Source organism: Thioalkalivibrio sp. ALE19, from assembly GCF_000428605.1.
Taxonomy (GTDB): Bacteria; Pseudomonadota; Gammaproteobacteria; order Ectothiorhodospirales; family Ectothiorhodospiraceae; genus Thioalkalivibrio.
Genome location: NZ_AUAG01000024.1, coordinates 1 through 24,649, shown reverse-complemented (window position 1 = coordinate 24,649; position 24,649 = coordinate 1). Strand labels below are relative to the sequence as shown.

At 68.1% G+C, this 24,649-nt stretch carries 25 protein-coding genes; 7 read left to right on the top strand and 18 right to left on the bottom strand.

The window, feature by feature from the left end; translation table 11 throughout:
- Window positions 1–21: 21 nt before the first annotated feature.
- Genes F787_RS0110305 through F787_RS0110290 form a run of 4 tightly spaced genes read right to left on the bottom strand, consistent with a single transcriptional unit; the run spans window position 22 to window position 4,130 of the window.
- Window positions 22–861, bottom strand: coding sequence for a ScpA family protein (locus F787_RS0110305; RefSeq protein ID WP_018869594.1), 840 nt, complete (start codon window positions 859–861; stop codon window positions 22–24).
- 5 nt (window positions 862–866) lie between these two features.
- Window positions 867–2,087, bottom strand: coding sequence for a tryptophan--tRNA ligase (locus F787_RS0110300; RefSeq protein ID WP_018869595.1), 1,221 nt, complete (start codon window positions 2,085–2,087; stop codon window positions 867–869).
- A 49-nt stretch (window positions 2,088–2,136) separates the two neighbouring features.
- Entirely contained in the window at window positions 2,137–3,507 is a 1,371-nt protein-coding gene (locus tag F787_RS0110295; RefSeq protein WP_028492110.1) for a DUF945 family protein, read from the bottom strand.
- Window positions 3,508–3,509: 2 nt separating this feature from the next.
- On the bottom strand, window positions 3,510–4,130 hold the full coding sequence (locus tag F787_RS0110290; RefSeq protein WP_038036659.1) for an L-threonylcarbamoyladenylate synthase: 621 nt from the start codon (window positions 4,128–4,130) through the stop codon (window positions 3,510–3,512).
- 114 nt (window positions 4,131–4,244) lie between these two features.
- On the opposite strand from F787_RS0110290, the gene F787_RS0110285 reads away from it, so the two are divergent.
- Window positions 4,245–4,541, top strand: coding sequence for a YciI family protein (locus F787_RS0110285; protein WP_018869598.1), 297 nt, complete (start codon window positions 4,245–4,247; stop codon window positions 4,539–4,541).
- Window positions 4,542–5,420, top strand: a complete 879-nt coding sequence (locus F787_RS0110280; RefSeq protein WP_042805878.1) for a peptidylprolyl isomerase — start codon at window positions 4,542–4,544, stop codon at window positions 5,418–5,420.
- Window positions 5,421–5,468: 48 nt separating this feature from the next.
- Here F787_RS0110280 and thrC read toward each other — a convergent pair whose 3' ends face one another.
- The 3 genes from thrC to alaC all read right to left on the bottom strand — a co-directional run bounded on the left by thrC (window position 5,469) and on the right by alaC (window position 9,222).
- Complete coding sequence (gene thrC, locus F787_RS0110275) at window positions 5,469–6,611, bottom strand: threonine synthase (protein WP_018869600.1); 1,143 nt, start codon at window positions 6,609–6,611, stop codon at window positions 5,469–5,471.
- Between the two features lie 37 nt (window positions 6,612–6,648).
- Complete coding sequence (locus F787_RS0110270; protein WP_028492108.1) at window positions 6,649–7,956, bottom strand: homoserine dehydrogenase; 1,308 nt, start codon at window positions 7,954–7,956, stop codon at window positions 6,649–6,651.
- A gap of 63 nt (window positions 7,957–8,019) precedes the next feature.
- Window positions 8,020–9,222, bottom strand: coding sequence for an alanine transaminase (gene alaC / locus F787_RS0110265; protein WP_018869602.1), 1,203 nt, complete (start codon window positions 9,220–9,222; stop codon window positions 8,020–8,022).
- 532 nt (window positions 9,223–9,754) lie between these two features.
- Between alaC and F787_RS0110260 the strand changes: the two genes are divergently transcribed.
- Both F787_RS0110260 and F787_RS0110255 read left to right on the top strand, forming a co-directional pair.
- Complete coding sequence (locus F787_RS0110260) at window positions 9,755–10,138, top strand: magnesium transporter MgtE N-terminal domain-containing protein (protein WP_019590075.1); 384 nt, start codon at window positions 9,755–9,757, stop codon at window positions 10,136–10,138.
- 89 nt (window positions 10,139–10,227) lie between these two features.
- A complete protein-coding gene (locus F787_RS0110255) occupies window positions 10,228–10,794 on the top strand; it encodes a CPBP family intramembrane glutamic endopeptidase (RefSeq protein ID WP_019570072.1) in 567 nt (188 codons plus the stop codon).
- A gap of 22 nt (window positions 10,795–10,816) precedes the next feature.
- Here F787_RS0110255 and F787_RS0110250 read toward each other — a convergent pair whose 3' ends face one another.
- Window positions 10,817–11,197, bottom strand: a complete 381-nt coding sequence (locus F787_RS0110250; protein WP_018869605.1) for a DUF2237 family protein — start codon at window positions 11,195–11,197, stop codon at window positions 10,817–10,819.
- Window positions 11,198–11,359: 162 nt separating this feature from the next.
- Between F787_RS0110250 and F787_RS0110245 the strand changes: the two genes are divergently transcribed.
- Window positions 11,360–13,462, top strand: coding sequence for a bifunctional diguanylate cyclase/phosphodiesterase (locus tag F787_RS0110245; protein WP_051246110.1), 2,103 nt, complete (start codon window positions 11,360–11,362; stop codon window positions 13,460–13,462).
- Window positions 13,463–13,514: 52 nt separating this feature from the next.
- Here the strand turns inward: F787_RS0110245 and lysS are convergent, their stop codons facing one another.
- From lysS to F787_RS0110230, 3 genes are all read right to left on the bottom strand, one after another.
- Window positions 13,515–15,005, bottom strand: coding sequence for a lysine--tRNA ligase (lysS, locus tag F787_RS0110240; protein ID WP_028492106.1), 1,491 nt, complete (start codon window positions 15,003–15,005; stop codon window positions 13,515–13,517).
- A gap of 17 nt (window positions 15,006–15,022) precedes the next feature.
- A protein-coding gene (prfB, locus tag F787_RS0110235) for a peptide chain release factor 2 (RefSeq protein ID WP_099049988.1) occupies window positions 15,023–16,121 on the bottom strand; the annotation gives its coding sequence in 2 pieces (ribosomal slippage) (window positions 15,023–16,048 and window positions 16,050–16,121; 1,098 coding nt in all).
- Between the two features lie 75 nt (window positions 16,122–16,196).
- Window positions 16,197–17,177 carry a hypothetical protein gene (locus F787_RS0110230; protein WP_019570077.1) on the bottom strand — a complete coding sequence of 327 codons (981 nt, stop codon included), beginning with the start codon at window positions 17,175–17,177 and terminating at the stop codon, window positions 16,197–16,199.
- 170 nt (window positions 17,178–17,347) lie between these two features.
- Between F787_RS0110230 and F787_RS0110225 the strand changes: the two genes are divergently transcribed.
- Entirely contained in the window at window positions 17,348–18,913 is a 1,566-nt protein-coding gene (locus tag F787_RS0110225) for a DUF255 domain-containing protein (RefSeq protein WP_028492105.1), read from the top strand.
- A 7-nt stretch (window positions 18,914–18,920) separates the two neighbouring features.
- Here F787_RS0110225 and F787_RS0110220 read toward each other — a convergent pair whose 3' ends face one another.
- From F787_RS0110220 to F787_RS0110210, 3 genes are read right to left on the bottom strand one after another with little or no spacing between them, the layout of a single operon-like run.
- Window positions 18,921–19,151 carry a hypothetical protein gene (locus F787_RS0110220; protein WP_028492104.1) on the bottom strand — a complete coding sequence of 77 codons (231 nt, stop codon included), beginning with the start codon at window positions 19,149–19,151 and terminating at the stop codon, window positions 18,921–18,923.
- A complete protein-coding gene (locus F787_RS0110215) occupies window positions 19,148–20,050 on the bottom strand; it encodes a type III pantothenate kinase (RefSeq protein ID WP_028492103.1) in 903 nt (300 codons plus the stop codon). Before F787_RS0110215 ends, F787_RS0110220 begins: the two co-directional genes overlap by 4 nt.
- A complete protein-coding gene (locus tag F787_RS0110210; RefSeq protein ID WP_028492102.1) occupies window positions 20,040–20,867 on the bottom strand; it encodes a biotin--[acetyl-CoA-carboxylase] ligase in 828 nt (275 codons plus the stop codon). The genes F787_RS0110215 and F787_RS0110210 overlap by 11 nt, the downstream gene beginning before the upstream one ends.
- A 99-nt stretch (window positions 20,868–20,966) precedes the next feature.
- Between F787_RS0110210 and F787_RS0110205 the strand changes: the two genes are divergently transcribed.
- The gene (locus F787_RS0110205; protein WP_051246108.1) at window positions 20,967–21,743 is read left to right on the top strand and encodes a lytic transglycosylase domain-containing protein; all 777 of its coding nucleotides are present in this window, start codon (window positions 20,967–20,969) and stop codon (window positions 21,741–21,743) included.
- Window positions 21,744–21,750: 7 nt separating this feature from the next.
- On the opposite strand, the gene F787_RS0110200 is transcribed toward F787_RS0110205, so the two are convergent.
- The 4 genes from F787_RS0110200 to msrP form a co-directional block, all read right to left on the bottom strand.
- The gene (locus tag F787_RS0110200) at window positions 21,751–22,065 is read right to left on the bottom strand and encodes a DUF2007 domain-containing protein (protein WP_018869615.1); all 315 of its coding nucleotides are present in this window, start codon (window positions 22,063–22,065) and stop codon (window positions 21,751–21,753) included.
- A gap of 29 nt (window positions 22,066–22,094) precedes the next feature.
- On the bottom strand, window positions 22,095–22,718 hold the full coding sequence (locus tag F787_RS0110195) for a hypothetical protein (protein WP_019022183.1): 624 nt from the start codon (window positions 22,716–22,718) through the stop codon (window positions 22,095–22,097).
- Between the two features lie 64 nt (window positions 22,719–22,782).
- On the bottom strand, window positions 22,783–23,415 hold the full coding sequence (locus tag F787_RS0110190) for a sulfite oxidase heme-binding subunit YedZ (RefSeq protein ID WP_028492100.1): 633 nt from the start codon (window positions 23,413–23,415) through the stop codon (window positions 22,783–22,785).
- Window positions 23,416–24,381, bottom strand: a complete 966-nt coding sequence (gene msrP, locus F787_RS0110185) for a protein-methionine-sulfoxide reductase catalytic subunit MsrP (RefSeq protein ID WP_028492099.1) — start codon at window positions 24,379–24,381, stop codon at window positions 23,416–23,418. It lies immediately after the preceding gene.
- Window positions 24,382–24,649: the final 268 nt, after the last annotated feature.

The following is a 24,649-nucleotide window of genomic DNA, read 5'->3' as shown; positions in this document are numbered from 1 at the left end:
GGGCGGCGGGGCGCGTCGGGGTCAGGCGTCGCCGCCGCGCCGACGCAGGCGGATGGGGGCGTAGGGTTCACTCTGGCCCCACTCCACCAGCCCCGCCTTGGCCAGCTCGAGGATGGCGAGGAACGACACCACCACTCCCTGGCGGCCCTCGGCCCGTTCCAGCAGGCCGACGAAGTCGGTGAAGGTCTCGCTGTCCAGCTCCTGCAGCAGCCGGGTCATGCGCTCGCGCACCGACAGCTGTTCGGTGGCCACGTGGTGGTGGGCGTTCAGACTGGCACGCCGCATCACCCCGGCGAGCGCGTCCATCAGGGCATCCAGCGACGGTGCCGGGGGCGGCGGGCCTTCCAGTGCGTCGGTCGCAGCGCCCGCAGCGAAGAAATCCCGCTCCATGCGCGGCAGCGCGTCCAGGCGTTCGGCCGCGGTCTTGAACTGCTCGTATTCCTGCAGCTGACGGATCAGCGCCATGCGCGGATCACCGGCGTCTTCCGCGTCCGCCTCCGCCGGGCGTGGCAGCAGCATGCGCGACTTGATCTCGGCCAGCAGTGCCGCCATCACCAGGTATTCGCCCGCCAGTTCCAGGCGCAGGGCACGCATCACCTCGATGTAGGCCATGTACTGGCGCGTGATCTCGGCGATGGGGATCGCCAGGATGTCGAGGTTCTGCCGGCGGATCAGGTACAGCAGCAGGTCCAGCGGCCCCTCGAAGGAATCGAGGAACACTTCCAGTGCATCCGGCGGGATGTACAGGTCCTCGGGCAGCTCCGCGACCGGTTCGCCGTGAACACGCCAGACGTGCTCGCCCTCCCCGGCGGCGGCCGGATCAACGGGGTCGACGCTGGCGTCTTCGGCGTGTTCGCTCACCGGCTCTACCGCAGGTAGTCCAGCCCCATCGCGCGCCGGACCTCCTCCAGGGTCTCGCGCGCCTCTTCGCGCGCGGCCTCCGAGCCCTCGACCATGATCGAGCGCACCAGCCCCGGATCACTGGCGTATTCGCGCGCGCGCTGCTGGATCGGCTCCAGCTCCTCCTGGATGGCCGCGATCAGGGGCTTCTTGCAGTCCAGGCAGCCGATCCCGGCGGTGGTGCAGCCCTCGTAGAGCTCGCCCCGCTTGTCCTCGCCGGTGTAGACCTGGTGCAGCTCCCACACCGGGCATTTTTCCGGCGTCCCCGGATCGGTGCGGCGCACCCGCGCCGGATCGGTGGGCATGGTCCGGATCTGGCTTTCCACCTCCTGCGGCTCGGACCGCAGGCTGATGGTGTTGCCATAGCTCTTGGACATCTTGCGCCCGTCAAGCCCGGGCATCTTCGCGGTGGGCGTCAGCTTCGGATGCGGCTCGGGCAGGATGATCTTGCCCCCGCCCTCGAGATAGCCGAACAGCCGTTCGCGGTCCTTCAGCGAGATGTTCTGCTGTGATTCCAGCATCGCCCGGGCGACCTCCAGGGCCTCGTCCTCGCCCTGCTCCTGGAAGCGCTTGCGCAGATCGCGGTAGCGCTTGGCTGCCTTCTTGCCCATCTTGTCCACGGCCTGCTCGGCCTTTTCGGCAAACCCGGGTTCGCGCCCGTACAGATGGTTGAAGCGCCGCGCCAGCTCGCGCGTGACCTCCAGGTGCGAGACCTGGTCCTCGCCCACCGGCACCATGCCGGCGCGATAGGCCAGCACGTCGGCACTCTGCAGCACCGGATAGCCGAGAAACCCGTAGGTCGCCAGATCCTTCTCGCGCAGCTGTTCCTGCTGGTCCTTCCACGTCGGCACCCGCTCCAGCCAGCCCAGCGGGGTAATCATGGATAGCAGCAGATGCAGCTCGGCATGTTCCGGCACCCGCGACTGCACGAACAGGGTGGCCGATCCCGGACTCACCCCCGCGGCCAGCCAGTCGATCACCATCTCGGTCACGTATTGCTGCAGGTCGCCCGGGTCTTCGTAATGCGTGGTCAGCGCATGCCAGTCCGCAACGAAGAAAAAGCACTCGTAGTTATGCTGCAGCTCGATCCAGTTCTTCAGGACTCCGTGATAATGCCCGAGATGCAGACGCCCGGTGGGCCGCATCCCCGAGATAACACGCTGATTCGTCCCCTGATTGGTGGTCACGGTCGCGATCCTTCCTGATGGTTGACTGATGAGGCTGAGATGGTCGGTGTCAGAACATGCCGCCGGCGGCGGCGAACAGCAGGCCCAGGGCACTGGCGGTGCGGTCCCGCTCGTTGACGTGGATGCGGCCGTCACGCATCGCCAGAGTCCCGCTCAGGATCTCGCCGTCGCGTTCCAGCCAGGCATCCGCCTCGGCCGCGGCCAGCACCCGGCCGAACGGCTGCGGGTCGGTCAGCCCGACCAGCGACTCGGGCCATTGCAGCCCGACCGCGGCCTGCATGTCCAGCGCGATCGCCTCCACCGGGCGCATGCGGAAGCCGTCGGGCGTCCCGGAAAAGACCAGGTTGCCCTCCAGCTCCAGCCGACGCTCCGGCTCGTCGTTCATGATCGCCCCGAGCGTCACCGCCGGGCTGCGCTCCAGCGACTGGCTCACGGCATCGATCATCGCGGCATGGGTGAGATCGCGGCGTTGCTCGGCCTCCTGGCGCCGGTGCGCCGGGTCACGCAGGGTTCCGGCGAGCTGCTCCATGGCTGCGCGGTCCCAGCGCTCCAGCCCCAGCTGCAGATCCATCGGCCCGCTCTGGCGCACGAGACGCTGCGTGCTCCGCGTCACGGTCATCCGGTCGATTTCCAGGCGAGCGCGGGCGTCCAGCCGGTCGCCATGGGTGCTCTGGAACGCATTGATCCGGGCACGCTTCAGAAGCAGACTGCCCTCGCATCCCGGACCCGTCCATTCCATCCGGTCGGCCGCCACGCCGCCTTCATAATCCGGAAGCACGCCATAGACCCCGTCGGCGTCGGGCTCCAGCGCCAGGACCTGCCGCAGCCCCTCGAACACCAGGGTTCCGTCCGCCTGATCGAGTCGCAGACGCGGGACCGACAGACTCGCCATCGCCTGCTCGTCCGACCAGGCGAACTGCCCCAGGGCGTCCTCGAACTCCAGCCACAACGGGCCCTCCGCGTCCCGGAGCGGTGCCACTGCCGCCCATTGCGCAACATCCAGGCGCGTATCCTGCACGCGCAGGCGGGTCGTGACGCCGCCACCCAGGCCGGTCCGGCTCTCCGCCTCGGGCGCAAGACGCTGCAGGATCGCGGCCAGCCCGTCATGCTCCGCGAGGGCGTCGTCGAGGGCCGCGTGATCCAGGCGGGTGGCGATCCTCGCGCCCAGCACCCCGTGCTGCACCTCGTGCACCACCGGTAGTTCGTAAGCGTCCTCGCCACGACGCAGGTGCAGTGTTCCTTCCGCACGCGCCTCGCGATAGCCCCGCTCGTAGCGAACGGGCTCGTGGCGCAGCTCCAGACCGTCCGCCTGCAGCTCCATGCGCGCGTCGAGGGTGTCTTCCACCTGTCCCCCGACGTACCAGGGCCATGCCGCACCAATGGCGACCACCAGAGCGGCCAGGATGATCCATTTACGCATGGCTATTCTTCCAGAAAGGCCACGTCCCCGAGGCCCTGTCGCACCACTTCCACGCCGTCACCGGTCAGGTCCAGCACCGTGGTGGCCTCCAGCGTCCCTGCTCCTCCGTCCAGGATCGCGTCCACCGCATGCGCAAGACGCTCTTCGATCTCCCACACCTCGGTCAGCGGGGTATCGTCCCCCGGCAGCTGCAGGGTGGCGGACATCAGCGGCGTTCCGAGTTCCGCCAGCAGCGCGGACACGATGGGGCTGTCCGGCACCCGCAGTCCGATCGTCCGGCGCCTGGGATGCTGCAACCGCCGCGGGACTTCGCGGGTGGCGGGGAGAATGAAGGTGTAGGGCCCCGGCGTCAGGGTTTTCATCAGCCGAAAGGCGCTGTTGTCCACCTTGGCGTACACCCCCAGTTCGGACAGGTCACGGCACAGAAGGGTGAGATGATGGGTCTCGTCCACCTCGCGGATGCGGCGGATGCGATCGGCGCCGGTCTTGTCACCGGGCAGGCACGCGAGCGCATAACAGGCATCGGTGGGCACGGCGATCACCGCACCTTCCTGCAGCCGGTCGCAGACCTGGCGGATCAGCCGTGGCTGGGGATTCTCGGGGTGGATCGCGAACGTACTCATGGGGAACCGCAGATCGGACAAAGCGCGCAGTGTAGCGCAACTGTGACCCGACCATCACGCCGCACCCGCCCGTGACGTTACAATGCCCGCCTGTCCCCCCGACACGGAATGCCGATGCTCTACATGATCCAGGGCCACGATGCCCCCGATTCGCTGGACGCCCGCCTGGCGGCGCGTCCGGAACACCTGGAACGCCTGCAGGCCCTGCGCGATGCCGGACGCCTGGTGCTGGCCGGTCCGTGCCCCGCGATCGACAGCCCCGATCCGGGGCCGGCCGGTTTCAGCGCCAGCCTGATCGTCGCCGAATTCCCGTCGCTGGAAGCGGCCCGCGAATGGGCCGATGCCGATCCTTATGTCCGGGCCGGGGTGTATGCCTCGGTGGATGTCCGCCCCTTCAAGCAGGTGTTCTGAATGGCCGCATCAACCTTCCCCCTGTCCGCACCCCGCGGCCTGCTCGCGGCCGCGATCCTCGCCGCCGTCACCTCGCTTGCCGCCTGCGGCAACGATGGTCCGTCTGACGAACGCAATGGCCACGAAACCGGTGCCGCCACGACGACCGAAGACGCCGAAATCCTCGCGCGCATCGATGGCGAACCGATCACCCGGGCCGATGTCTTCACCTATTCCGGCCTGGACGACGACCCCGGGATGGCCGGCGATGATGGCGTACTCGACGAGCTGATCAGCCTGCGGCTGCTGCGCCAGGAAGCCGAGCGGCGTGGCCTGCACGAGGAAGAAGAAACGCGCCGGATCCTCGAGATGGTCCGCACCAACTTCCTCGCCTCCGAGATGATGGAACGGATGACGGCCGAGCTGGAACTCACCGAGGACGACCTGCGCGCCGAATACGAACGCCAGGTGGAGCAGATGGCCGCCGAGGAGTACCGCGCCCGCCACATCCTGGTCGAGAGCGAGGAAACCGCCCGGGACCTGCTGGCCGAACTCGAGGACGGGGTGTCGTTTGCCGAGCTGGCGGAAGCGCATTCAACCGACCCCGGCTCCGCCCAACGCGGAGGTGACCTGGGCTGGTTCGAAGCCGGCCGCATGGTGCCGGCCTTCAGCGATGCCGTGCAGCGCCTGGAACCCGGCGAGACGACGACGGATCCGGTGGAAAGCCGCTTCGGCTGGCACCTGATCCGGCTGGAAGAGACGCGCCCGGTCGACCCGCCGCCCATGGAAGACGTGCGGGCCGAACTGATCGAGATCCTGGAAAGCCGCGCGATCCAGGAAGAGATCGAACGCCTGCGCGAAGCCGCCCGGATCGAGATCCCCGAACGCCCGGCGAACTGACCCTGCCCGCGGGGCCGGAATCGGCCCCCGGGGTTCAGGCCGACGGCTTCAGGCGAGGTTGTCGCGGATCGCCTGCGACACGGCGTCCAGCTCCGCGGGCACCCGCGTCGGCTGGACCACGCTCTGACTGATCGCGGTGTCCGGGTCCTTGAGGCCATTGCCGGTGAGCGTGCAGACCACGGTGGACCCCGCCGGGATTCGCCCCGAGCGAATGTCGCGCAGGGCACCGGCCAGCGAGGCGGCGGAGGCCGGTTCGCAGAACACTCCTTCCTTCTCCGCCAGCAGTTTCTGCGCGGCCAGGATCTCGTCATCCGCGCATTCGTCGAACCAGCCACCGGATTCCTCGCGCACCTTCCACGCCATGTCCCAGGACTGCGGGTGACCGATGCGGATCGCGGTCGCGACGGTGTCGGGATCGTCCACCATGGCCCCGCGCATGAACGGCGCCGAACCCGAGGCCTGATAGCCCACCATGTGCGGCCGGTTCCCGACCATGCCGCCGCCGGCATACTTGCAGTGCCCCTGGCAGTAGGCGCAGGCGTCGGTCACGTCCTCGCTGCTGCGGGCGGCCATCTCGCTGTAGCCGATCCAGTGTGCGGTGATGTTGCCGGCATTGCCCACCGGCAGGCAGTGATAATCCGGTGCCCGGCCCAGTTCCTCGATGATCTCGAAGGCCGCGGTCTTCTGCCCCTGCAGACGGTACGGGTTGACCGAATTGACCAGGGTCACCGGGGTATTCGAGGCCACCTCCTTGACCAGCCGCATGCCGTCGTCGAAATTCCCGGCGATCTGGATCACCGTGGCCCCGTGCATCATCGCCTGCGCCAGCTTGCCCATCGCGATCTTGCCGTCCGGGATGACCACGAACGCAGTGATCCCCGCGCGGGCGGCATAGGCCGCGGCGGCGGCCGAGGTGTTACCGGTGGAGGCGCAAACGATCGCCCGCGAACCCTCTTCCACCGCGCGGGTGACCGCCATGGTCATGCCCCGGTCCTTGAACGAGCCGGTGGGGTTCAGACCCTCGTACTTGACGTAGATCTCCACCTCGCTGTCCAGCTCGCGGGGAATGTTGTTCAGCCGGATCAGCGGCGTGGCCCCCTCGCCGAGGGAGATCACGCGGGTGTCGTCGTGGACCGGCAGCCGATCGCGGTAGCGGTCGATCAGTCCGGTGTAGCGGTGTCCGTGGGCCATGCGGATTCTCGTGTCGTGGATCGGATCGGTTGGTTGTTCAGAGCGCTTCCATGCGGATACGCGTGATCGGTGTCAGCAGGTGCGGCAGTTGTTCCACCGCCGTGATCGCCTGGTTCATCGCGCCCTCGCGCACGGCGTGCGTCAGCATGATGATGGTCGCCTCGCCCCGCTCCGGGTCGGGCTCGCGCTGCAGGATCGCCTCGATGCTGATGCCATGCTCGCCCAGGATCCGGGTAATGTCGGCCAGTACCCCCGGACGATCCTGGGCACGCAGGCGCAGGTAGAACGAGGTCTGGACGTCCTCCAGCGCCAGCACCGGGCGTTCCGACAGCGCGTCCGGCTGGAACGCCAGATGCGGCACGCGATTCTCGGGGTCGGTGGTCAGGGCGCGCACCACGTCCACCAGATCGGCGACCACGGCCGAGGCGGTCGCCTCGGCACCGGCTCCGGCGCCGTAGTACAACGTGGGCCCCACCGCGACGCCCTGCACCAGCACGGCATTCATCACCCCGTCCACATTGGCGATCAGCCGGCGTTCCGGGATCAGGGTCGGATGCACCCGCAGTTCGTAGCCGTCCGGCATGCGACGCGCGATGCCCAGATGCTTGATGCGGTACCCCAGCTCCGCAGCGAAGCCCACGTCCTCGCGGGTGATCCCGCTGATGCCCTCGACCGCCACGCGGTCGAACTGCAGCGGGATGCCGAAGGCGATGGAGGCCAGGATCGCCAGCTTGTGGGCCGCATCGATGCCCTCCACGTCGAAGGTCGGATCGGCCTCGGCGTAACCCAGCGACTGAGCCTCCGCCAGCACGTCCTCGAAGTCACGACCCTTGTCGCGCATCTCGGTCAGGATGAAGTTGCCGGTCCCGTTGATGATCCCCGCCAGCCATTCGATGCGGTTGCCCGCCAGGCCCTCGCGGATCGCCTTGATGATCGGGATGCCACCGGCCACCGCCGCCTCGAAGGCCACCATCACGCCGCGCGCATGGGCCCGCTCGAAGATCTCGTTGCCGTACAGCGCGATCATCGCCTTGTTCGCGGTCACCACGTGCTTGCCGGCATCGATCGCCCGCAGGACCAGATCACGCGCAGTTTCGGTACCGCCCATGAGCTCGACAACCACCTCGACTTCGGGATCGTCAACCACCACGCCAGGGTCGGTGGTCAGGCGGGTTCCGGAAGTGTCGCAGTCGCGCTCGCGCTCGATGTCACGGGCTGCCGCGGCCACGACCTCGATCTCGCGTCCGGCGCGCCCGGCGATGTCGGTGCCGTTGCGGGCCAGCACGTTCACCGTGCCACAGCCCACGGTACCCAGTCCGAGAATTCCGATCTTTACCGGCGTCATATGATCCTGTTTCCCTGATCGTCCGGATGCACCGCATCCGGGTTTTGGTCTTCGAATGCCTGGTTACGCGGAGGCATCGGCGAGGACGGAATCCGCCCGGAACATCGCCTTGATCCCCCGCAGGGCCTGGCGCGTGCGCTGCTCGTTCTCGATCAGGGAGAAGCGCACGTGGTCATCCCCGTAGGAGCCGAAGCCGATCCCGGGCGAGACCGCCACCTTGGCGTCGCGCAGCAGCTTCTTGGCGAACTCCAGCGACCCCATCTCGCGATAGGGCTCGGGGATCGGCACCCAGACGAACATGGTCGCCTTCGGCTTCTCCACCGCCCAGCCGAGCTTGTTCAGGCCGTCGCACAGCACGTCGCGACGCACGCGGTACGTCTCGCGGATCTCGTCGACACAGTCCTGCGGCCCTTCCAGTGCGGAGATCGCCGCCACCTGAATGGGCGTGAAGGTGCCGTAGTCGAGATACGACTTGATGCGCGCCAGGGCCGCCACCAGCGTGGGATTGCCGCACATGAACCCGACCCGCCAGCCGGGCATGTTGTAGGTCTTGGACAGGGTGTAGAACTCCACCGCGATGTCCTTGGCGCCCGGCACTTCGAGGATCGAGGGGGCCCGATAGCCGTCGAACGCGATCTCGGCGTAGGCCAGATCGTGCACGATCCAGATCCCGTGCTCGCGGCAGATCTCCACCACCCGTTCAAAGAACTCCAGATCCACGCACTGCGTGGTCGGATTCCCCGGGAAATTCAGGATCAGCATCTTCGGCTTGGGCCAGGAATCGCGGATCGCGCGCTCCAGCTCGGCAAAGAAATCGACGTCCGGCGTCAGCGGCACGTGGCGCACGTCGGCGCCGGCGATCACGCAGCCATAAGGATGGATGGGATACGCCGGGTTCGGCACCAGTACCGCATCCCCCGGCCCCAGGGTGGCCAGCGCAAGATGCGCCAGGCCTTCCTTGGAGCCAATGGTCACGATCGCCTCGGTTTCCGGATCGAGCTCCACGTCGAAACGATCCTGATACCAGCGGGTGACGGCACGGCGCAGGCGCGGGATCCCGCGCGACACCGAATAACGGTGGGTGTCCCCGCGCTGCACCGCCTCGGTCAGCTTGTCGACGATGTGCTTCGGGGTGGGCTGATCCGGGTTACCCATGCCGAAGTCGATGATGTCCTCGCCGCGAGCTCGAGCCTCGGCCTTCAACTCGTTCACGATGTTGAAGACGTAGGGGGGCAGTCGCTCGATGCGGGGAAAGACGTCGGTCACGGGTCGATTCCTGATTGGGCCCGGGATCACCGGGCGTAGGCTTTGCGGCGCTGGCGACCGGCGCGATCAGGATACGCGCACCCTGATCCGGCGCGCGCCGGGAAACGGGTCAAACTATAACCCGCATCGGAACCTGTCAACGCACACCGCCGCAAGGCTTGTTTCGCCACCCGCGCTTTCGCTATGATTCGCGCCCGTTCGTGGCCGGGTGCCACGAGCGCATGTTGAGCCATACGAGGTATGACGACACCCATGGACAGTTGCAGTTGCCGGTGCACGAAGGCCGCCGGCGCGGCGGATGACGTGTATCCAGCTGTCCGTCGGACCCGGACCCGCCGCCTCCTCGTCTGAACGAGGCCCCGGAACCCGGTCCGTCGTGACCTGGATACACGCCGGATCACGGGTTCCCGCACATCCCGGTAGTGACCGGGTCGTGCCTGCCCCACCGCCCGCTCCCCGATCGGGGACCTCCGGACGGCCTTCGCATCGTGTTGTTGGTTGATTTCACTGAATCGATGCGAGGAGACCGAAGATGACCGAACTGGCAATGGACACCGTGCAGGATTTCCCCACGGCCACTGAATTCCGCGGCGATCATGCCGCTGGGGGCGTGCACTGGGCCGACATGCGTCCCGACCCCGCCGTGGCGGGTATCCTGGGCGCGCTGGACGCCGGCCAGCTGGCCGCCGCCCGCATGCGCTTCCTCAAGCTGACCGAACGGGCGCAGGCCGAGGTGCTGCAGGCGCTGGATCCCGATACCCTGGCGCGGCTGGCCGACCGTCTGCCCAGCCATGGTCTGGCGCAGGCCTGCGAACACCTGGCGGAGTCCGAGCGCCGTGACGTGCTCGGTGCCCTGCCCGGCGGCAAGCGTCACGGCGTGCGCGTGATCCTCGACCACCGCGCGCGTCTGGCCTGAGGCAAAGCCCCGGGCGGACTGCCGGCCGCGGCGATCGCCCGGCCGGCCGACCCGCTCACCCGCAACCAACCATTGCCCCTCCCGCCACCTTGCGACCGTTCATCGCCCGTCATCCCCTGCTCGCCGGGGCCCTGTTCCAGGGTGCACTCATCCCCGTGGCGTTCGCGCTGGCGGCGCTCGCCGGAGTGCCTTTGCTGGGCGCGATGGACTGGAGCATCGAGGCCGTGGCCCTGGGCCTGCTGGTCACCACCCCGATGTTCCTGCTGGTCGCCGTGCTGGGCTGGACCGACCACCCGGCGTTTCGCGACATTCGGGCACAGCTGCAGGAATTCTTGGATCTGCTGTTTCGCGGGGCCCCGGCCGGCTCGGTAGTGCTGATCGCGGTGCTCGCCGGAGTCGGCGAGGAGCTCCTGGTACGCGGCGTGCTACAGCAGTGGCTGGGACTGCATCTGCCGCCCGGGGCCGCGATCCTGCTGGCCTCGGTGCTGTTCGGGCTGGCGCACTACGTCAGCCACCTGTACTTCGTCTTCGCCACCCTCATCGGCCTGTATCTCGGCTGGGTCTACCACGTGACCGAGAACCTGGTGGTGGTGATGATCGCGCACGCGGCCTACGACTGGGCGGTCATCCGCTGGTATCTGGCCCGCCCCGCCTGAGGCGCCCGCGAACGCTTCCGCGCTACTCTGCCGGATCCCGCGCGTGCGCCTGCAGCACGTCCAGCGGGATGATCGCCAGGGTCTCCTCGTGGGTCGCCCGCAGGTATACCCCCGGCGCCACGCCGGCCCGATACGCCTCCACCCAGCGGCCGGCGCACAGGCACCACCGGTCTCCGGGCTTGAGCCCGGGGAAGCCGAAGGCCTCCATCGGCGTCACCAGATCGTTGCCCTGCGCCAGGGAATAATCGAGAAACGCCTGCGTCACTTCGGCACAGACCGTATGGATGCCGGTGTCGTCGTGTCCGGTGGCACAGCGCCCGTCGCGATAGAACCCGGTCACCGGGTCGCGGCCACAGGGCTCGAGTTCCTCACCGAAGACATTGCGCGAGGCAAAGGGCTGCATTGATGGCTCCCTGAGTACGGATTCAGATTCACAAGGATACCCGATCTGCGCATGGCGTTTCGCGCAACCGGACTCGCCGGGCGGATCCGGCGCGATTGCACCGGGCGAATTTCCATCGCCATAATGAGCCAATGGCGATCGGGCACCAGGCAGGGACCAAGGATGAAAACGGATCAACATCAATACGGGCCCGACGATACGCTGGTCATCGATTACCGCAGCCTGATCGAGGACCACCCGCACATCATCACGGTCTACCGGCCCGACACCACGATCCTGTTCGCCAACCGCATGGCGCGGGACTACTTCGGCGCCGATCTGGTCGGCCGGCGCTGGATCGAGGACCTGCCCGTCGAGCACCAGGAGGCCAACCTCGCCGATCTGGCCCGTTTCACGCCGGAACAGCCGGTCCGGATCATCGAGAACCCGGTCATTCGGGCGGACGGTACACAGCGCTGGGTCGAATGGACCTCCCGCGCCTTCTTTGACGAGCACGGGCGGCTCACCCACCTGCAGACCCTGGGCATCGACTCCACCGAGCGCCACCACGCCCGCGAAGCGCTGGAACAGCGCGAGGCCGAGCTGGCCGAGGCGCAGCGCATCGCCCATCTGGGTTCCTGGATCTCCGATTTCGAGCAAGACGAGATCCGCTGGTCCGACGAGGTCTATCGCATCTTCGGCATGACCCGGGAGCAGTGGGGCGCCAATCACGAGTCGTTCATGGCGGCCGTTCACCCCGACGACCGGGAGCGGGTCCAGCAGGCAATCAATGCCGCCCTGCGTCCGGACGGTCCGGAATATGACATCGAACACCGCATTCGCCGCCCGGACGGCACCACGCGGGTGGTCTACCAGCGCGGCACCGTGAGTTTCGACGACCATGGCCGCCCACGGCGCATGGCCGGGATCGTGCACGACGTCACCGAACGCCGCGAGACCGAAGACCGACTGCAATACCTGACCTGGCACGACCCCCTGACCGGCCTGCCCAACCGCGAACTATTCCTGCAGCGGCTGAACGAAAGCATGGAATATGCCTGCGGCCGCGGCTGGCCCCTGCTGGTTGTGCACCTGGGGCTCGACCGGTTCAAGGGGATCAACGAGGGGCTGGGGCACACCACCGGCGACGCACTGCTGCAGCGTGTCAGCCAGCGCCTCGAAGGTGCCCTCGAGGAAGGCGACACCCTGGCGCGTATCGGAGGTGACGAGTTCGGCATCATCCTCGGCCGCAATACGGACGCCGAAGGCCTGGTGCAGCAGGCCTCCGGCCTGCTCGATCGGCTGAAGGAACTGTTCGTCGTCGACGGCGAAGAGGTCTACGTACCCGGCTCCGCCGGGGCGGCCCTCTACCCCGACGATGGCAGCGAACCGGGCGAGCTGTTGCGCCGTGCCGGTGCCGCCATGGACCAGGCCAAGCGGGAAGGCGGTAACGGGCTGCGTTTCTGCTCCGGCGAGCGTAACACCACGGCGCGCGCACGGGTCGCCCTGGAAGGCCAGCTACGGCGCGCCGTCTACCGTCAGGAAGGCTTCTTCCTGCACTATCAGCCGCGGGTCGAGGCCGGGAACGGGCGCATTACCGGTCTCGAAGCCCTCCTCCGCTGGCAGGATCCCAACGGACAGGTGCTGTCGCCGGGGACCTTCATCCCGGTACTGGAAGAAACCGGACTGATTCGGGAACTGGGCGAATGGATCCTGCGCGAGGCCTGCCTCCAGCATCAGCGCTGGAAGGCCAGCGGACTGCCCTCGCCGCGGATCTCCATCAACCTGGCCGCCCCGCAGTTCCGTGACCGGGACCTGCCGCGGCGGATCCGCCGGATCCTCGCCGAAACCGGCACGCCGGCCGATGCGCTGGAGCTCGAGGTGACCGAGAGCATGTTGATGGCCGACATTCAGCGGGTCATCCACACCCTGGGGGCATTTCGCGACATGGGGCTGCGGGTGGCCCTCGACGACTTCGGCACCGGGTACTCGTCACTCGCCTACCTGCAGCGTTTCCCGCTGGACGTGCTCAAGATCGACCGCAGCTTCGTGCGCGACCTCGACAATGGCGGCAGCGGCGAGGCCATCGTACGTACGGTCCTCAGCCTCGCCGAAAACCTGGGCCTGGAGATCGTCGCCGAAGGGGTGGAAAACATCGAACAGCAGCGTTTCCTGGAAGCCGCCGGCTGTGGCACGCTCCAGGGGTTCCTGCTCGCCCGTCCCGCTCCCGCGGCACAGTGCGCCGGACTCCTCGTGCGGGGCGTCATTACCCCGGACAAACCCTGACCCGCGACCACCGCCCCCGGTCACGCCCCCGCCCGGGCATCGGCCGGCGGAATCAGGCTTCCGGGCGCATGTGCGGGAACAGCAGCACGTCGCGGATGGAGCTGGAGTCGGTCAGCAGCATGACCAGGCGGTCGATCCCGATGCCCTCCCCCGCAGTGGGCGGCAGGCCGTGCTCGAGAGCACGGATGAAGTCGGCATCGAAGTGCATCGCCTCGTCGTCACCGGCGTCCTTCTCCGCGACCTGCTCACGGAAACGCTCGGCCTGATCCTCGGCGTCGTTGAGCTCGGAGAAGCCATTGGCGATCTCGCGCCCGCCGACGAACAGCTCGAAGCGATCGGTGACGAACGGATTGTCGTCATTGCGCCGGGCCAGCGGTGAGACCTCGGTGGGATAGGCGGTGATGAACGTCGGGTCGTGGAGCTGATTCTCGACGGTGGCCTCGAACAGCTCGGTCCACAGCTTGCCGAGACCGAACCCCGGCTTCACCTCGATGCCCTTGCGCTCGCAGTGCGCGCGCACGCGCTCGATGTCGTCCAGGTCGGCATCCGCGATATCGTCGTTATGGGCCAGGATCGCCTCGCGCACGGTCATGCGCGCGAACGACCGGCCGAACTCGTAGGTCACGCCCTGGTATTCCACGGTGGTGGTCCCCAGCACGTGCTCGCACAGCCCGCGCAGCAGCGCCTCGGTGCGATCCATCAGCGCATGGTGGTCCACGAAGGCCTCGTAGAACTCCAGCATGGTGAACTCGGGGTTATGCCGTGTGGACAGCCCCTCGTTGCGGAAATTGCGGTTGATCTCGAAGACCTTCTCGAACCCGCCCACCACCAGACGCTTGAGGAACAGCTCCGGAGCCACGCGCAGGTACAGCGGCATGTCCAGCGCGTTGTGGTGGGTAATGAACGGGCGCGCGGTGGCCCCGCCGGGGATCACCTGCATCATCGGGGTTTCCACCTCGAGAAAGCCCGCATCCTCGAAGTAGTCACGGATGAAGCGGATGATCCGCGTACGCCGCCGGAACAGCTCGCGCGATTCCGGACTGGTGATCAGGTCCACGTAGCGCTGGCGGTAGCGCGCCTCCTGGTCGGTCAGGCCGTGGAACTTCTCCGGCAGCGGCCGCAGGGCCTTGGTCAGCAGGCGAAATTCGGTCAGGTTGACGGTCAGCTCGCCGGTCTTCGTGCGGAACAGCGTGCCGCGCGCGCCGACGATGTCGCCCAGATCCCACTGCTTGAACGCCGCATACACCCCTTCCGGCAGGGCATCGCGCTGCACGAACAGCTGGATGTCCCCGCTCATGTCGCGCAGGCGCACAAAACTGGCCTTGCCCATCACCCGTTTGCCGATCATGCGCCCGGCTACGCAGACCTCGATGCCCTCGGCCTCCAGCGCCTCGCCTTCGGCCTCGCCATGCGCGGCATGCAGCTCGCCCGCAAGGGAATCACGGCGGAAGTCGTTGGGGAAGGCGTTGCCGGCCGTGCGCAGCTCGTCGAGCTTGGCGCGGCGCTGCGCGATCAGCTTGTTCTCGTCGGTTGTTTCGGTCATCGAGGGTTTTCCGGGGGTTACAGCCCGCTCTTCAGGCTGGCTTCAATGAAGGGATCGAGGTTGCCGTCGAGCACGCCCTGGGTGTTGCCGACCTCCACGCCCGTGCGCAGATCCTTGATCCGCGACTGGTCCAGGACATAGGAGCGGATCTGGCTGCCCCAGCCGATGTCCGACTTGGTCTCTTCCTGCGCCTGTTTGGCCGCGTTCTGCTCCTGGATCTTCTGCTCGTACAGCTTGGCCCGCAGCTGGTTCATCGCCATCTCGCGGTTCTTGTGCTGCGAGCGTCCGGCCTGACAGGCGGCCACGATGCCGGTCGGCTCGTGGGTGATGCGCACCGCCGAGTCGGTAGTGTTGACGTGCTGCCCGCCGGCCCCGGAGGAACGGTAGGTATCCACGCGCAGGTCGGACGGATCGATCTCGATCTCGATGTTCTCGTCCACCTCGGGCGAGACGAACACCGACGCGAACGAGGTATGGCGGCGGTTGCCGGAGTCGAACGGCGACTTGCGCACCAGGCGGTGGACGCCGGTCTCGGTGCGCAGCCAGCCGAATGCATGGTCGCCCTCGACACGCACCGTCGCGCTCTTGATCCCGGCGGTCTCGCCCTCGGAGAGTTCGGTGACCTCCACCTTGAAGCCCTTGCTCTCGGCCCAGCGCAGATACATCCGCAGCAGCATGTTGGCCCAGTCCTGCGCCTCGGTGCCGCCGGAACCGGCCTGGATGTCGACGTAGGCATTGGCCTCGTCCATCTCGCCGGAGAACATGCGGCGGAACTCCAGGGCCTCGACGCGCGCGGTCAGCCCCGCGACATCCGCCTCGACCGAAGACACGGTTTCCGCGTCATCGTCGGCCTCGGCCATTTCCAGCAGTTCGCGACTGTCCTTCAGTGCATCCGTGATCTCGCGGATGTTGAGGACGATGCCCTCCAGCTGGGCCCGTTCCTTGTTCAGGGCCTGGGCCTGCTCCGGTTGATTCCAGATGTCCGGGTTTTCTTCCAGCTCGCGCTGGACTTCTTCCAGCCGTTCTTCCTTGCCAGCGTAGTCAAAGATACCCCCTCAGGCCGTCGATGCGGCCTTGCAGGTCTTCGATCCGGCTGTAGAGCGGACTCAGTTCCATGGTGTTTCCCCGTGCGGAAAAAGCCCGGGAGTATACCAAGCCCGGCCGCCTGCGTGGTATCACTCATGCATGGAGTTACAGACCGGGCCACGGCATCCGCCGGCGCCACAGCGCCCAGGTATCGCGTCCGCGCAGGATGCGACGCGGGCCCTCCGCCGGTGGCAGCAGCGGATCCTCGATCTCCAGACGCCCGGTGCGACCAAAGCGCAGGCCGGCGGCGCGCGGGGCGATGACCTCGAGCACCAGCGAGGACAGCAGCTCGGCCATGCGTTCCGGGCTCGCCGGACCGTCCAGCGAATCCATCACGATCACGTCGCCACCCGACGCCGGATCGGGATTCCAGTCCGCCCCCGCGGTCTCCGCCAGCCAGCGGGCGTGGATGCCGCCACCGGCGATCTGCACGGCCGGCGCGACGGGCGGCGGGTCGCCCGGCGACCAGAACCACAGCCCCTGCACCGGGTCCAGACCACTCTGTTCGCGCTGCTGGTTGACCGGATGCTGGAACCAGGCCATCTGGATCGCGTTGCCCAGCACCTGCAGGCTGCGGGCGGCCTCGCTGTCCAGGCCGGCGGCCGGCATCGGCCGGCCCCAGCCCGCCGACGGGCTGCGGGCGCCGTCGGCACCCGCGGCGGCCATCGACAGCAGCCACAAGCCCTGCGGCGACTGATCCAGCCGCGCCCCGACCTTTTCCAGCTCCGGTGCGGCGGCCGCCCAAAGGGCCTCCCGATCGGTATCGGCGACCCCGTCCACCGGGCGGGCGGTCAGGTCCCGCATGCCGGCATTCAGTGCGACCGGACTGGCCAGCCAGGTACGCAAGGCGGACCCCGTCTCTCCTCCGTTTCCGGGTTCGGTATATCCCAGCGCCTGCGCGAGGGTCCGCTCCCAGCCGGGCGGTTCGTCCGGTCGCACCCCCGTGACGGTTTCAGCGGGCGTCGCCGCGCGCGAACGCGCGAGCAGCTGCCGCAGCCAGCGTACCGCCAGCCCGCCGCCCCCGGCGGCGCGTGCCGCCACCAGGGCATCGCGCAGCCCCGGCACCAGAATCCGCACGTCGCTCATCGCAGCCACCTCCGCGGAACAGCCAACCGCGCGCTTTCGTCTCTCATGCAAGGCCCCCTAGGATGAACCCGGGCATGGTAGCAGCCGAGCGCGGCGATCATGGAGAAGCCCCGCAGCCAGGGTCTATGCTTTACGAAAGAATCGACCGCAACGCGGTCCGGGAGCCCGATATGGGAACCGCAACTCAACACGTTTCATCCGCCCGCAACGGCTTGCGCGCCGCGGGTACCCTGCTGATCGCGGCGCTGTGGCTGTTCGTCGGTGCGGCGCCGGCGGAAGACTACCCCGCGGATTCGCAGATCGAGTGGAACAGCTTCGACCCCGAACTGTTCGACCGGGCCGAGGATCAGAACCAGCCGCTGTTCTTCTACTTCCACGGGCAATGGTGCACCTGGTGCATCGACTTCCAGAACGAGTCGCTGGAAAACCCCATGGTGGTGGACATCCTGAACGAGGAGTACATCCCGGTCCTGATCGACCTGGATCGGCGCGCCGACCTCTTCACGCGCTATGGCGGCCGCGGTCTGCCCTTCGTGGTCATCACCACCCCGGACGATGACGTGATCTCGCGCTTCACCGGGCATATCCGCGCCGACGGCCTGTACCGGATCCTGGAGCGCCAGCAGCGGGTGGTGTCGGTGACGGGGCGCGAGGAAACCCCCGCCGAGGAACCGATCACCACGGTCGGCGGCTTTCTTGAAATGCTCGACCAGGTGTACGTCGCCGACGCCGACCGCCTCAGCGGCAGCGCGCTGTTCGGCACCCTGAGCAAGCGCCCGCAACCCTGGACCTACCGCTTCCTGCTGGATCAGGAGGAATGGACCGGGCGCATGCCGGGTCTGCTGGATCAGGTGGCCGAAGACCTGCACGACCCGGTGGATGGCGGCTTCTTTTTCTTCTATGACTTCGACCAGCGCGACCCGGACCGGGCCCTGGAGACCTCCAAACGCCTGGATCAGAATGCCGCGTTCCTGTGGCTGTTCGCCCGCGCCTGGGAAGAAACCGGCGATGAACGCTACCGCGACATCGCGGAAGACGTGATCCGCTGGCTGCGCGATGCGATGTGGGACGAGGACCAGCGGCGCTTCGGCAACTCCCAGTATGCCGACAATGCCTATTACCGACTGGATCCGGATGAACGCCGCGCCACCGATCCGCCGCGGGTCGACCGCACGACCTACGCCCATACCTCGGGGCAGGCCATCGCGGCACTGGCCGCCAGTGCGCGGATCTTCGACGATGACGAGCTGTTCGAGTGGTCCGACACCGCCCTGCGCGGCGTGGATGCCTATCTGGGCATCCCGGCGGGTTTCCTGCATGCGGTCACCGACGAGGGCCAGCCCGAACTGGAAGGCTATCTGCCCGCGCAGATCTGGCCGGAAATCGCCCGTCTGGAACTGCGCCGGGCCGCCCGGGCGCTGGAGCGCGATCCGACGGACACCGCCGCCGGCGAACCCGACCCGCAGGCGCGCCTGGACCGGCTGCAGCCGTTCTTCAACGAGGATCTGAACGCTCATGCCGAACGGCTGGGCGGGGAACTCGAACCCTGGACCGAGGTGCCCACCCAGGCCGCACTGGCCTGGTGGCTGCATTACCTGCCGGCGGAGGCGGTGGCGGCCAGCCACGTGGACCCGGCGGCCGTGGAAGCCCAGCTGCAGATCCATCCCGGTGCCGACCCCGATGACATCGCGCTCGGATTCGACGCCCTGCAGCGCGGCATGCCGGGCGAGGATTAAGAAGCGATCATTCCCCGCCCTGGACCGACGCGGAGGGGTCCTCCCGGGCCTCCAGGCGCTGGCGCAAACGCTCCGCGTCGGCCCCGGTGCGTACCTCCAGCACCTCGATGCCTTCGCCCCCGACCTCCGGGGGCGGAGCATCGGACCAGGGGTCCGGATCCAGGTGTCCGCTCTGGTAGGCCCAGCCCAGATAGCCAAGGTTGGCCAGCAGCAACGCAAAAATCGTCCAGCGCATCATTCCCCCGCCCTCCCCGTGCGTGACTCGTCCGCCTGCTCCAGCCCGGCGAGCACGGCCAGCCCGTCCAGCACGGGCCGGGGATCCATTCTGACCGGTCCCGGCAGATCCTCCATCAGCATCCGGGCATCCCCCCCCGTCAGGAGACAGACCGGCACGCGCGCCACCCCCGCAGAGCCGGTACTCCCCTCCTCGGGGTACGGGGTGTCCACGAGCGATTCACGGCCGGCCGCCACCACGGCCGCCACGCCCGCCGCCCAGGCCGTGGCCCAGCCCCGGTCCAGTGCCGCGGCCGTACTCTGCCCCGGCGAGCGCTCGGGCCACGGATCAAAACCGGCGCCCGGCGCACGCGGGGCGATGCGGTCGCTCAGCAGCTTCTGCATCCCGGCCCAGCCACCGTGCAGCCCCGGCAGGATGTAACCCCCGAGATGCACACCGTCGGCGCGCAGCACGTCCACGGTGACGGCGGTTCCGGCATCCACCAGCACCACCGGCTGCCCCGGGTCGCGCGCGCGCGCCGCCAGCAGGGCACAATAACGATCCACGCCCAGCTGGCCGTGGGCATATCGCGACACCAGCACGCCCGACTGCGCCGTCGCCCCGCGGCCCACGCCGGACTCCGCCTCCAGACGGGGTTCCACCTCCTCGACCGTCAGACCGGGCCAGGCCGTGGCCAGGGCCTCGCGCAGGCGCTGCGAGCGCTCGGGTGGCCCGACCCGCGCCAGCCATGCGGCCACCGGCGGAACCGACACCGTCCGCGCCAGCTCCGCCACGCCGGCCGCGATATCGGCGTCGGCACCGCTGGCCTGTTCCACCCCGGACGCGTCGCGCAGGGACCATTTGAGGCGGCTGCTGCCCAGATCCAGCAGTAGCGTCAGGCCCGGGTTCCCGTCACTCGGCATGATTCCACCTGCGCACGCTGACCTCTCCGGAATGCAGAGCCTGTTCCCCGCCCCGTTCTCCGCTTTCTTCGTCGCGCACCCGGAGCGTGCCGGCCTGCGGATCGATCCCCAGCGCGAGGAATCGCTCGCCGGTCTCCAGGCGTTCCACGCGCTGCCCCGCCAGTACATCCACGGCACCCAGCCGCTCGCCGGCCTGAGTCAGACCGTGTGCCATCAGCCATGGATGCGCCCTGAGCAGACTCGCGGCGAGGCGCCCCGCCAGTTCCAGCCAGCCCGGCGGCGGGACACCCTGCGCGGCCAGGTCGGTCACCGCACGCCCCAGCTGCAGACGCTGCGACCCGGCGCGGTTCAGTCCCACTCCCGCCACCAGCCGCCCGCCGACACCGTTGGCGACACGCGGCGCCTGCTGCTCGACCAGGATGCCCCCCAGCTTGGCTTCGCCGACCACCAGATCATTGGGCCATTTCAGGCCGACGGCGGCGTAGCCCAGTTCGTGCAGGGTCTCGCCGAGCACCAGTCCGGCGCCCACCGGCCACGCCGGCGGCACCTGCTCACCCGGTTCCAGCGGCCACGCCACGGACAGTGCAATGCCGTCTTCCGGGTGCCCGACCCAGTCCCGGCCACGACGGCCCCGACCGGCGGTCTGCTCGCGCGCCAGACACACCCGTCCGGCCCGCGGCAGCGCCTCGGCGGACACGTCCTCCAGGAGATAGCGGCTGGTGGAATCCACCCGATCCAGGACTTCCACCCGGGCCGGCCCCGCGTGCGCGGATTCATCGCGCAAAAGGCCTTCCAGCGCCGTGGTTTCCGGCCTCATAATGGCGGCAGTCGAAGAGAAGGCGGTCATGGGGATCGGCAGATCGACGGGAGAACCGGCTTGAACACGGTCCATCATCTTACGGCGTTGCGCAGGGGGTTGTCCGCCCTGACCCTCGTGGTCGGGTCACTGGCCCTGACAGGGGGTCTCGCGGCCCCGGTACCGGCGCAGGCCGATTTCTACACCTGGATCGATGACGATGGCGCTCGCGTCATCAGTGACGAACCGCCCGAACACGGCGATTACGAGGACGTTCCCGGTCCCTCGTCCTCGCATGGCAACACGGCCACCGGCGGTGACGACGGCTGGTCGCCGACCGAGATCTTCGTCTTCGAGGGACCCGACGGCGAACGTCTGGTCACCAACCTGCGCAATCAGGGGCCCGGCATGGAGCTGATCGCCCAGTACGGCCGTCCGCCGGCGCGCGCCCGCTGCGGCCGCAACGCGCAACGGGCGATGGCCAGCGGCGGCGGGGAATACGCCGACATCATCCACGACGCCGCCGGCCGCGAAGGCGTGGATCCGGAACTCGTCCTGTCCGTGATCCACGTGGAGTCGTGCTTCGATCCCGAGGCCGTGTCACGGGTGGGCGCCCACGGGCTGATGCAGCTGATGCCGGCCACTGCGGCGGAGCTGGGTGTGACCGACCGTTTCGATCCGGTCCAGAACATCCACGGCGGGGTACGCTATCTGGCCGCCATGCTGCATCGCTTCGACGGCGACCTGGACCTGGCCCTGGCGGCCTACAACGCAGGTCCCGGTGCGGTGGAAAGCCATGGCGGTGTCCCGCCCTACGAAGAAACCCGCGAATACATCCGCCGCATCGGTCGGCACTACAACGGCGACCAGCCGCTGGTCCGCGCCGGCTCCGGCTGACGCCGCTTCAGCGCCGCTCGCGCCCGCAGTTCCAGCACTGGGTGAACTGCGGCTCGATCCGCTCGCCGCAGCTCGGGCAGGTCCATTCGGTCGCGTCACCCACCGGATCGCCCTCGAGGTATTCCATCACCAGTTCCCGCGCCTCGGTGGCCTGCTCCTCGTGCACCACCACGATGCGCGCCCAGCACTCGTTGGGCGGGATCTCGCCCGAGGCGCCATAGAGCCCGGCCTGATGCACGTGGGCGGGGATGCCCGCGTCGTTGAGCATGCCGCCGATGAACTCGGCCATCACCGGATCGGCGTTGTGGTAGACGGTCTTCATGGATCAGTGTTTCCCATGCCCGCCCGGCGCTACTGGACCGTGCCCTGGTTGGCGGCCTGGAAGTACTCCATGGCCTTCTGGATGGCGTACATCGGCCCGTCATCCATCGCCTCGCGGGTGTGCGGCAACTGGATATCGGCGTGGTACTTGCGAAGCGCCAGCACGTGGATCGGCAGCTCGCGACCGAACTTGTCGTTGGCGTAGTTGAAGTGCTGCGCCAGTCCCAGCACCAGATGCACCCGATCGTTCGCCTCCAGCGACTCGGGCGACACCGAGACCTCCGGCATCTGCCCGACCTGCCCGGTGACCTGCACCTCGATCACACGGTCGCCATCCGCCGGCGCCGGGCGCTCCGCCTCGTCGGTCACCAGCTTCAGGTTCTCGGAGAGATCCAGATACCCCTTGTTCAGGATGTGCTGGTGCGGCTGGAACACCTTGCTGGACATGTTCACCGCCCACAGCTCGAGGATCTCCTTGAGATCCTGCGCCGGCTGGGTGTCACCCAGCGCGAACAGCTGCTGTGCGTAGAGGATGTCCCACACCCACACCTGCCCGTATTCGGGCAGCTCGTCGCCGGATTCGTCCACCGAGACCGTCTGCAGCTCGGGCTGCTCGGCGTCGGGGGCATGCAGGGTGAGGGTGAAGGTGGCCAAGGAACTGCTCCAGTCTGACGTTTTCCCCATTGTAGCGATGCGACGCCGACCGCGGGGAGATCTTTCATCCCGCCCGGGGCCTTCGCACCGGCTGCAGGGCCCGCCACAGCCGCCAGCCTAGGAGCACCGCCAGCACTGCAGCATAGATCCCCACCTCGACGTAGTCCGCGCCGCGGGTCAGCCACAGCACGTGCAGGATGGCCAGCACGCCCGCCGCATAGGCCAGGCGGTGCAGGCGCGGCCACCAGCGCCGCAGCCGCCGCTGTGCACCCCGAGTGGAGGTCAGCGCCAGCACCAGCAGGATCAGCCAGGCGGCAAAGCCGACCGTGACATACGGCCGGTGACGGATGTCGTCCAGGATCAGCACCCAGTCAAAGAACAGATCCAGCCCGACCCAGACGAGCAGATGCGCGCTGACCCAGGCAAAGGCCACCAGCCCCAGCATCCGCCGCAGCGCGCTGATCCAGGCCAGGCCCGTCCACTGCCGCAGCGGCGTAACCGCCAGCGCCACAAGCAGCGCGATCATCGCGTGGGTGCCGGTATCCTCCAGCAGCCGCTCGATCGGATTGACCCCGAGACCGCCGAACCACCCGGCCGCGCGCAGCGCGATCCACACCCCCGGCGCCAGCGAGACCGCCAGCACCAGGGTCCACACCCCGCGCGGCGGGCGAGCCGATGCGCGCCGGCGCCTTTCCACTCAGAACTTCTCGGTCAGGTCCATTCCGGCATACATCGAGGCAACTTCTTCTCCGTAGCCGTTGAACATCTCGGTGCGCCGGCGGCGGAACTCGCCGATGCGCCGCTCGGTGGCCTGCGACCAGCGCGGGTGGTCCACATCGGGGTTCACGTTGCTGTAGAAGCCGTACTCGTTCGGCTGCATGCGGTTCCACGAGGTCGGAGGTTCGTCCTCGACGAAGCGGATGCGCACGATCGACTTGATGCTCTTGAAGCCGTATTTCCACGGCACCACCAGGCGGATCGGCGCCCCGTTCTGGTTGGGCAGCACATGGTCGTACATCCCCACCGAGATGATCGTCAGCGGATGCCGCGCCTCGTCCATGCGCAGCCCTTCCACGTACGGCCACTCGAGCACGCTGCGACGCTGCCCCGGCAGGTTGTCCGGGTCGTGGATGCTTTCGAAGGCGACATACCGGGCGCTGCCGGTCGGCTCGGCGCGGTCGATGATGCGGTTGAGCTCGAAGCCGATCCACGGGATCACCATCGACCAGCCTTCCACGCAACGCAGGCGGTAGATCCGCTCCTCCAGCGACCAGGGATCGATGAAATCTTCCAGCGCATACTCCCCGGGGTTGTCGCAGAGCCCCTCCACGCGGATGCTCCAGGGATCGGTCTGCAGCTTGTCCGCCAGGCGGTGCGGATCTTCCTTGCCGGTACCCAGCTCGTAGAAGTTGTTGTAGGTGGTCGCGTCCTCGAACGGGGTCAGCGATTCGTCGGTGGAGAACTCGCCCGGCTCCGCGTCCAGGGGCTGCAGCTCGTCGCGCAGGTCCGCACCCGCCGGGCCCGCAAGCCCCAGCGCCCCCAGGCCCAGCCCCGCCCCGAGGGCCAGACCGCCCTTCATGAACTCGCGGCGGCGCCGGTAGACCGCCTCCGGGGTCACCTCGCTGCGCGGGATGTCACTGCGCCGGCGAACACGAATCAGCATGGGGTCTTCCTCGTCCGGGGATCTGAACCAATCGACCCCGCAGCGGCGTGTGAGTTCGCGCGCCCGGACAATACCGACCAAGCCGCGAAGCGCCCACCCCGTCATTGCGAGGAACCGAAGCTCTGCCCTCCCCTCCACCCCGTCATTGCGAGGAGCCGAAGGCGACGCGGCAATCGGCCAAAGATGCCTGCACCCTGGCACAGGCGGCTTCGGATGGAGATCGCCACGTCACTGCGCGACTCGCGATGACGGGAATCCACCCCTCCAC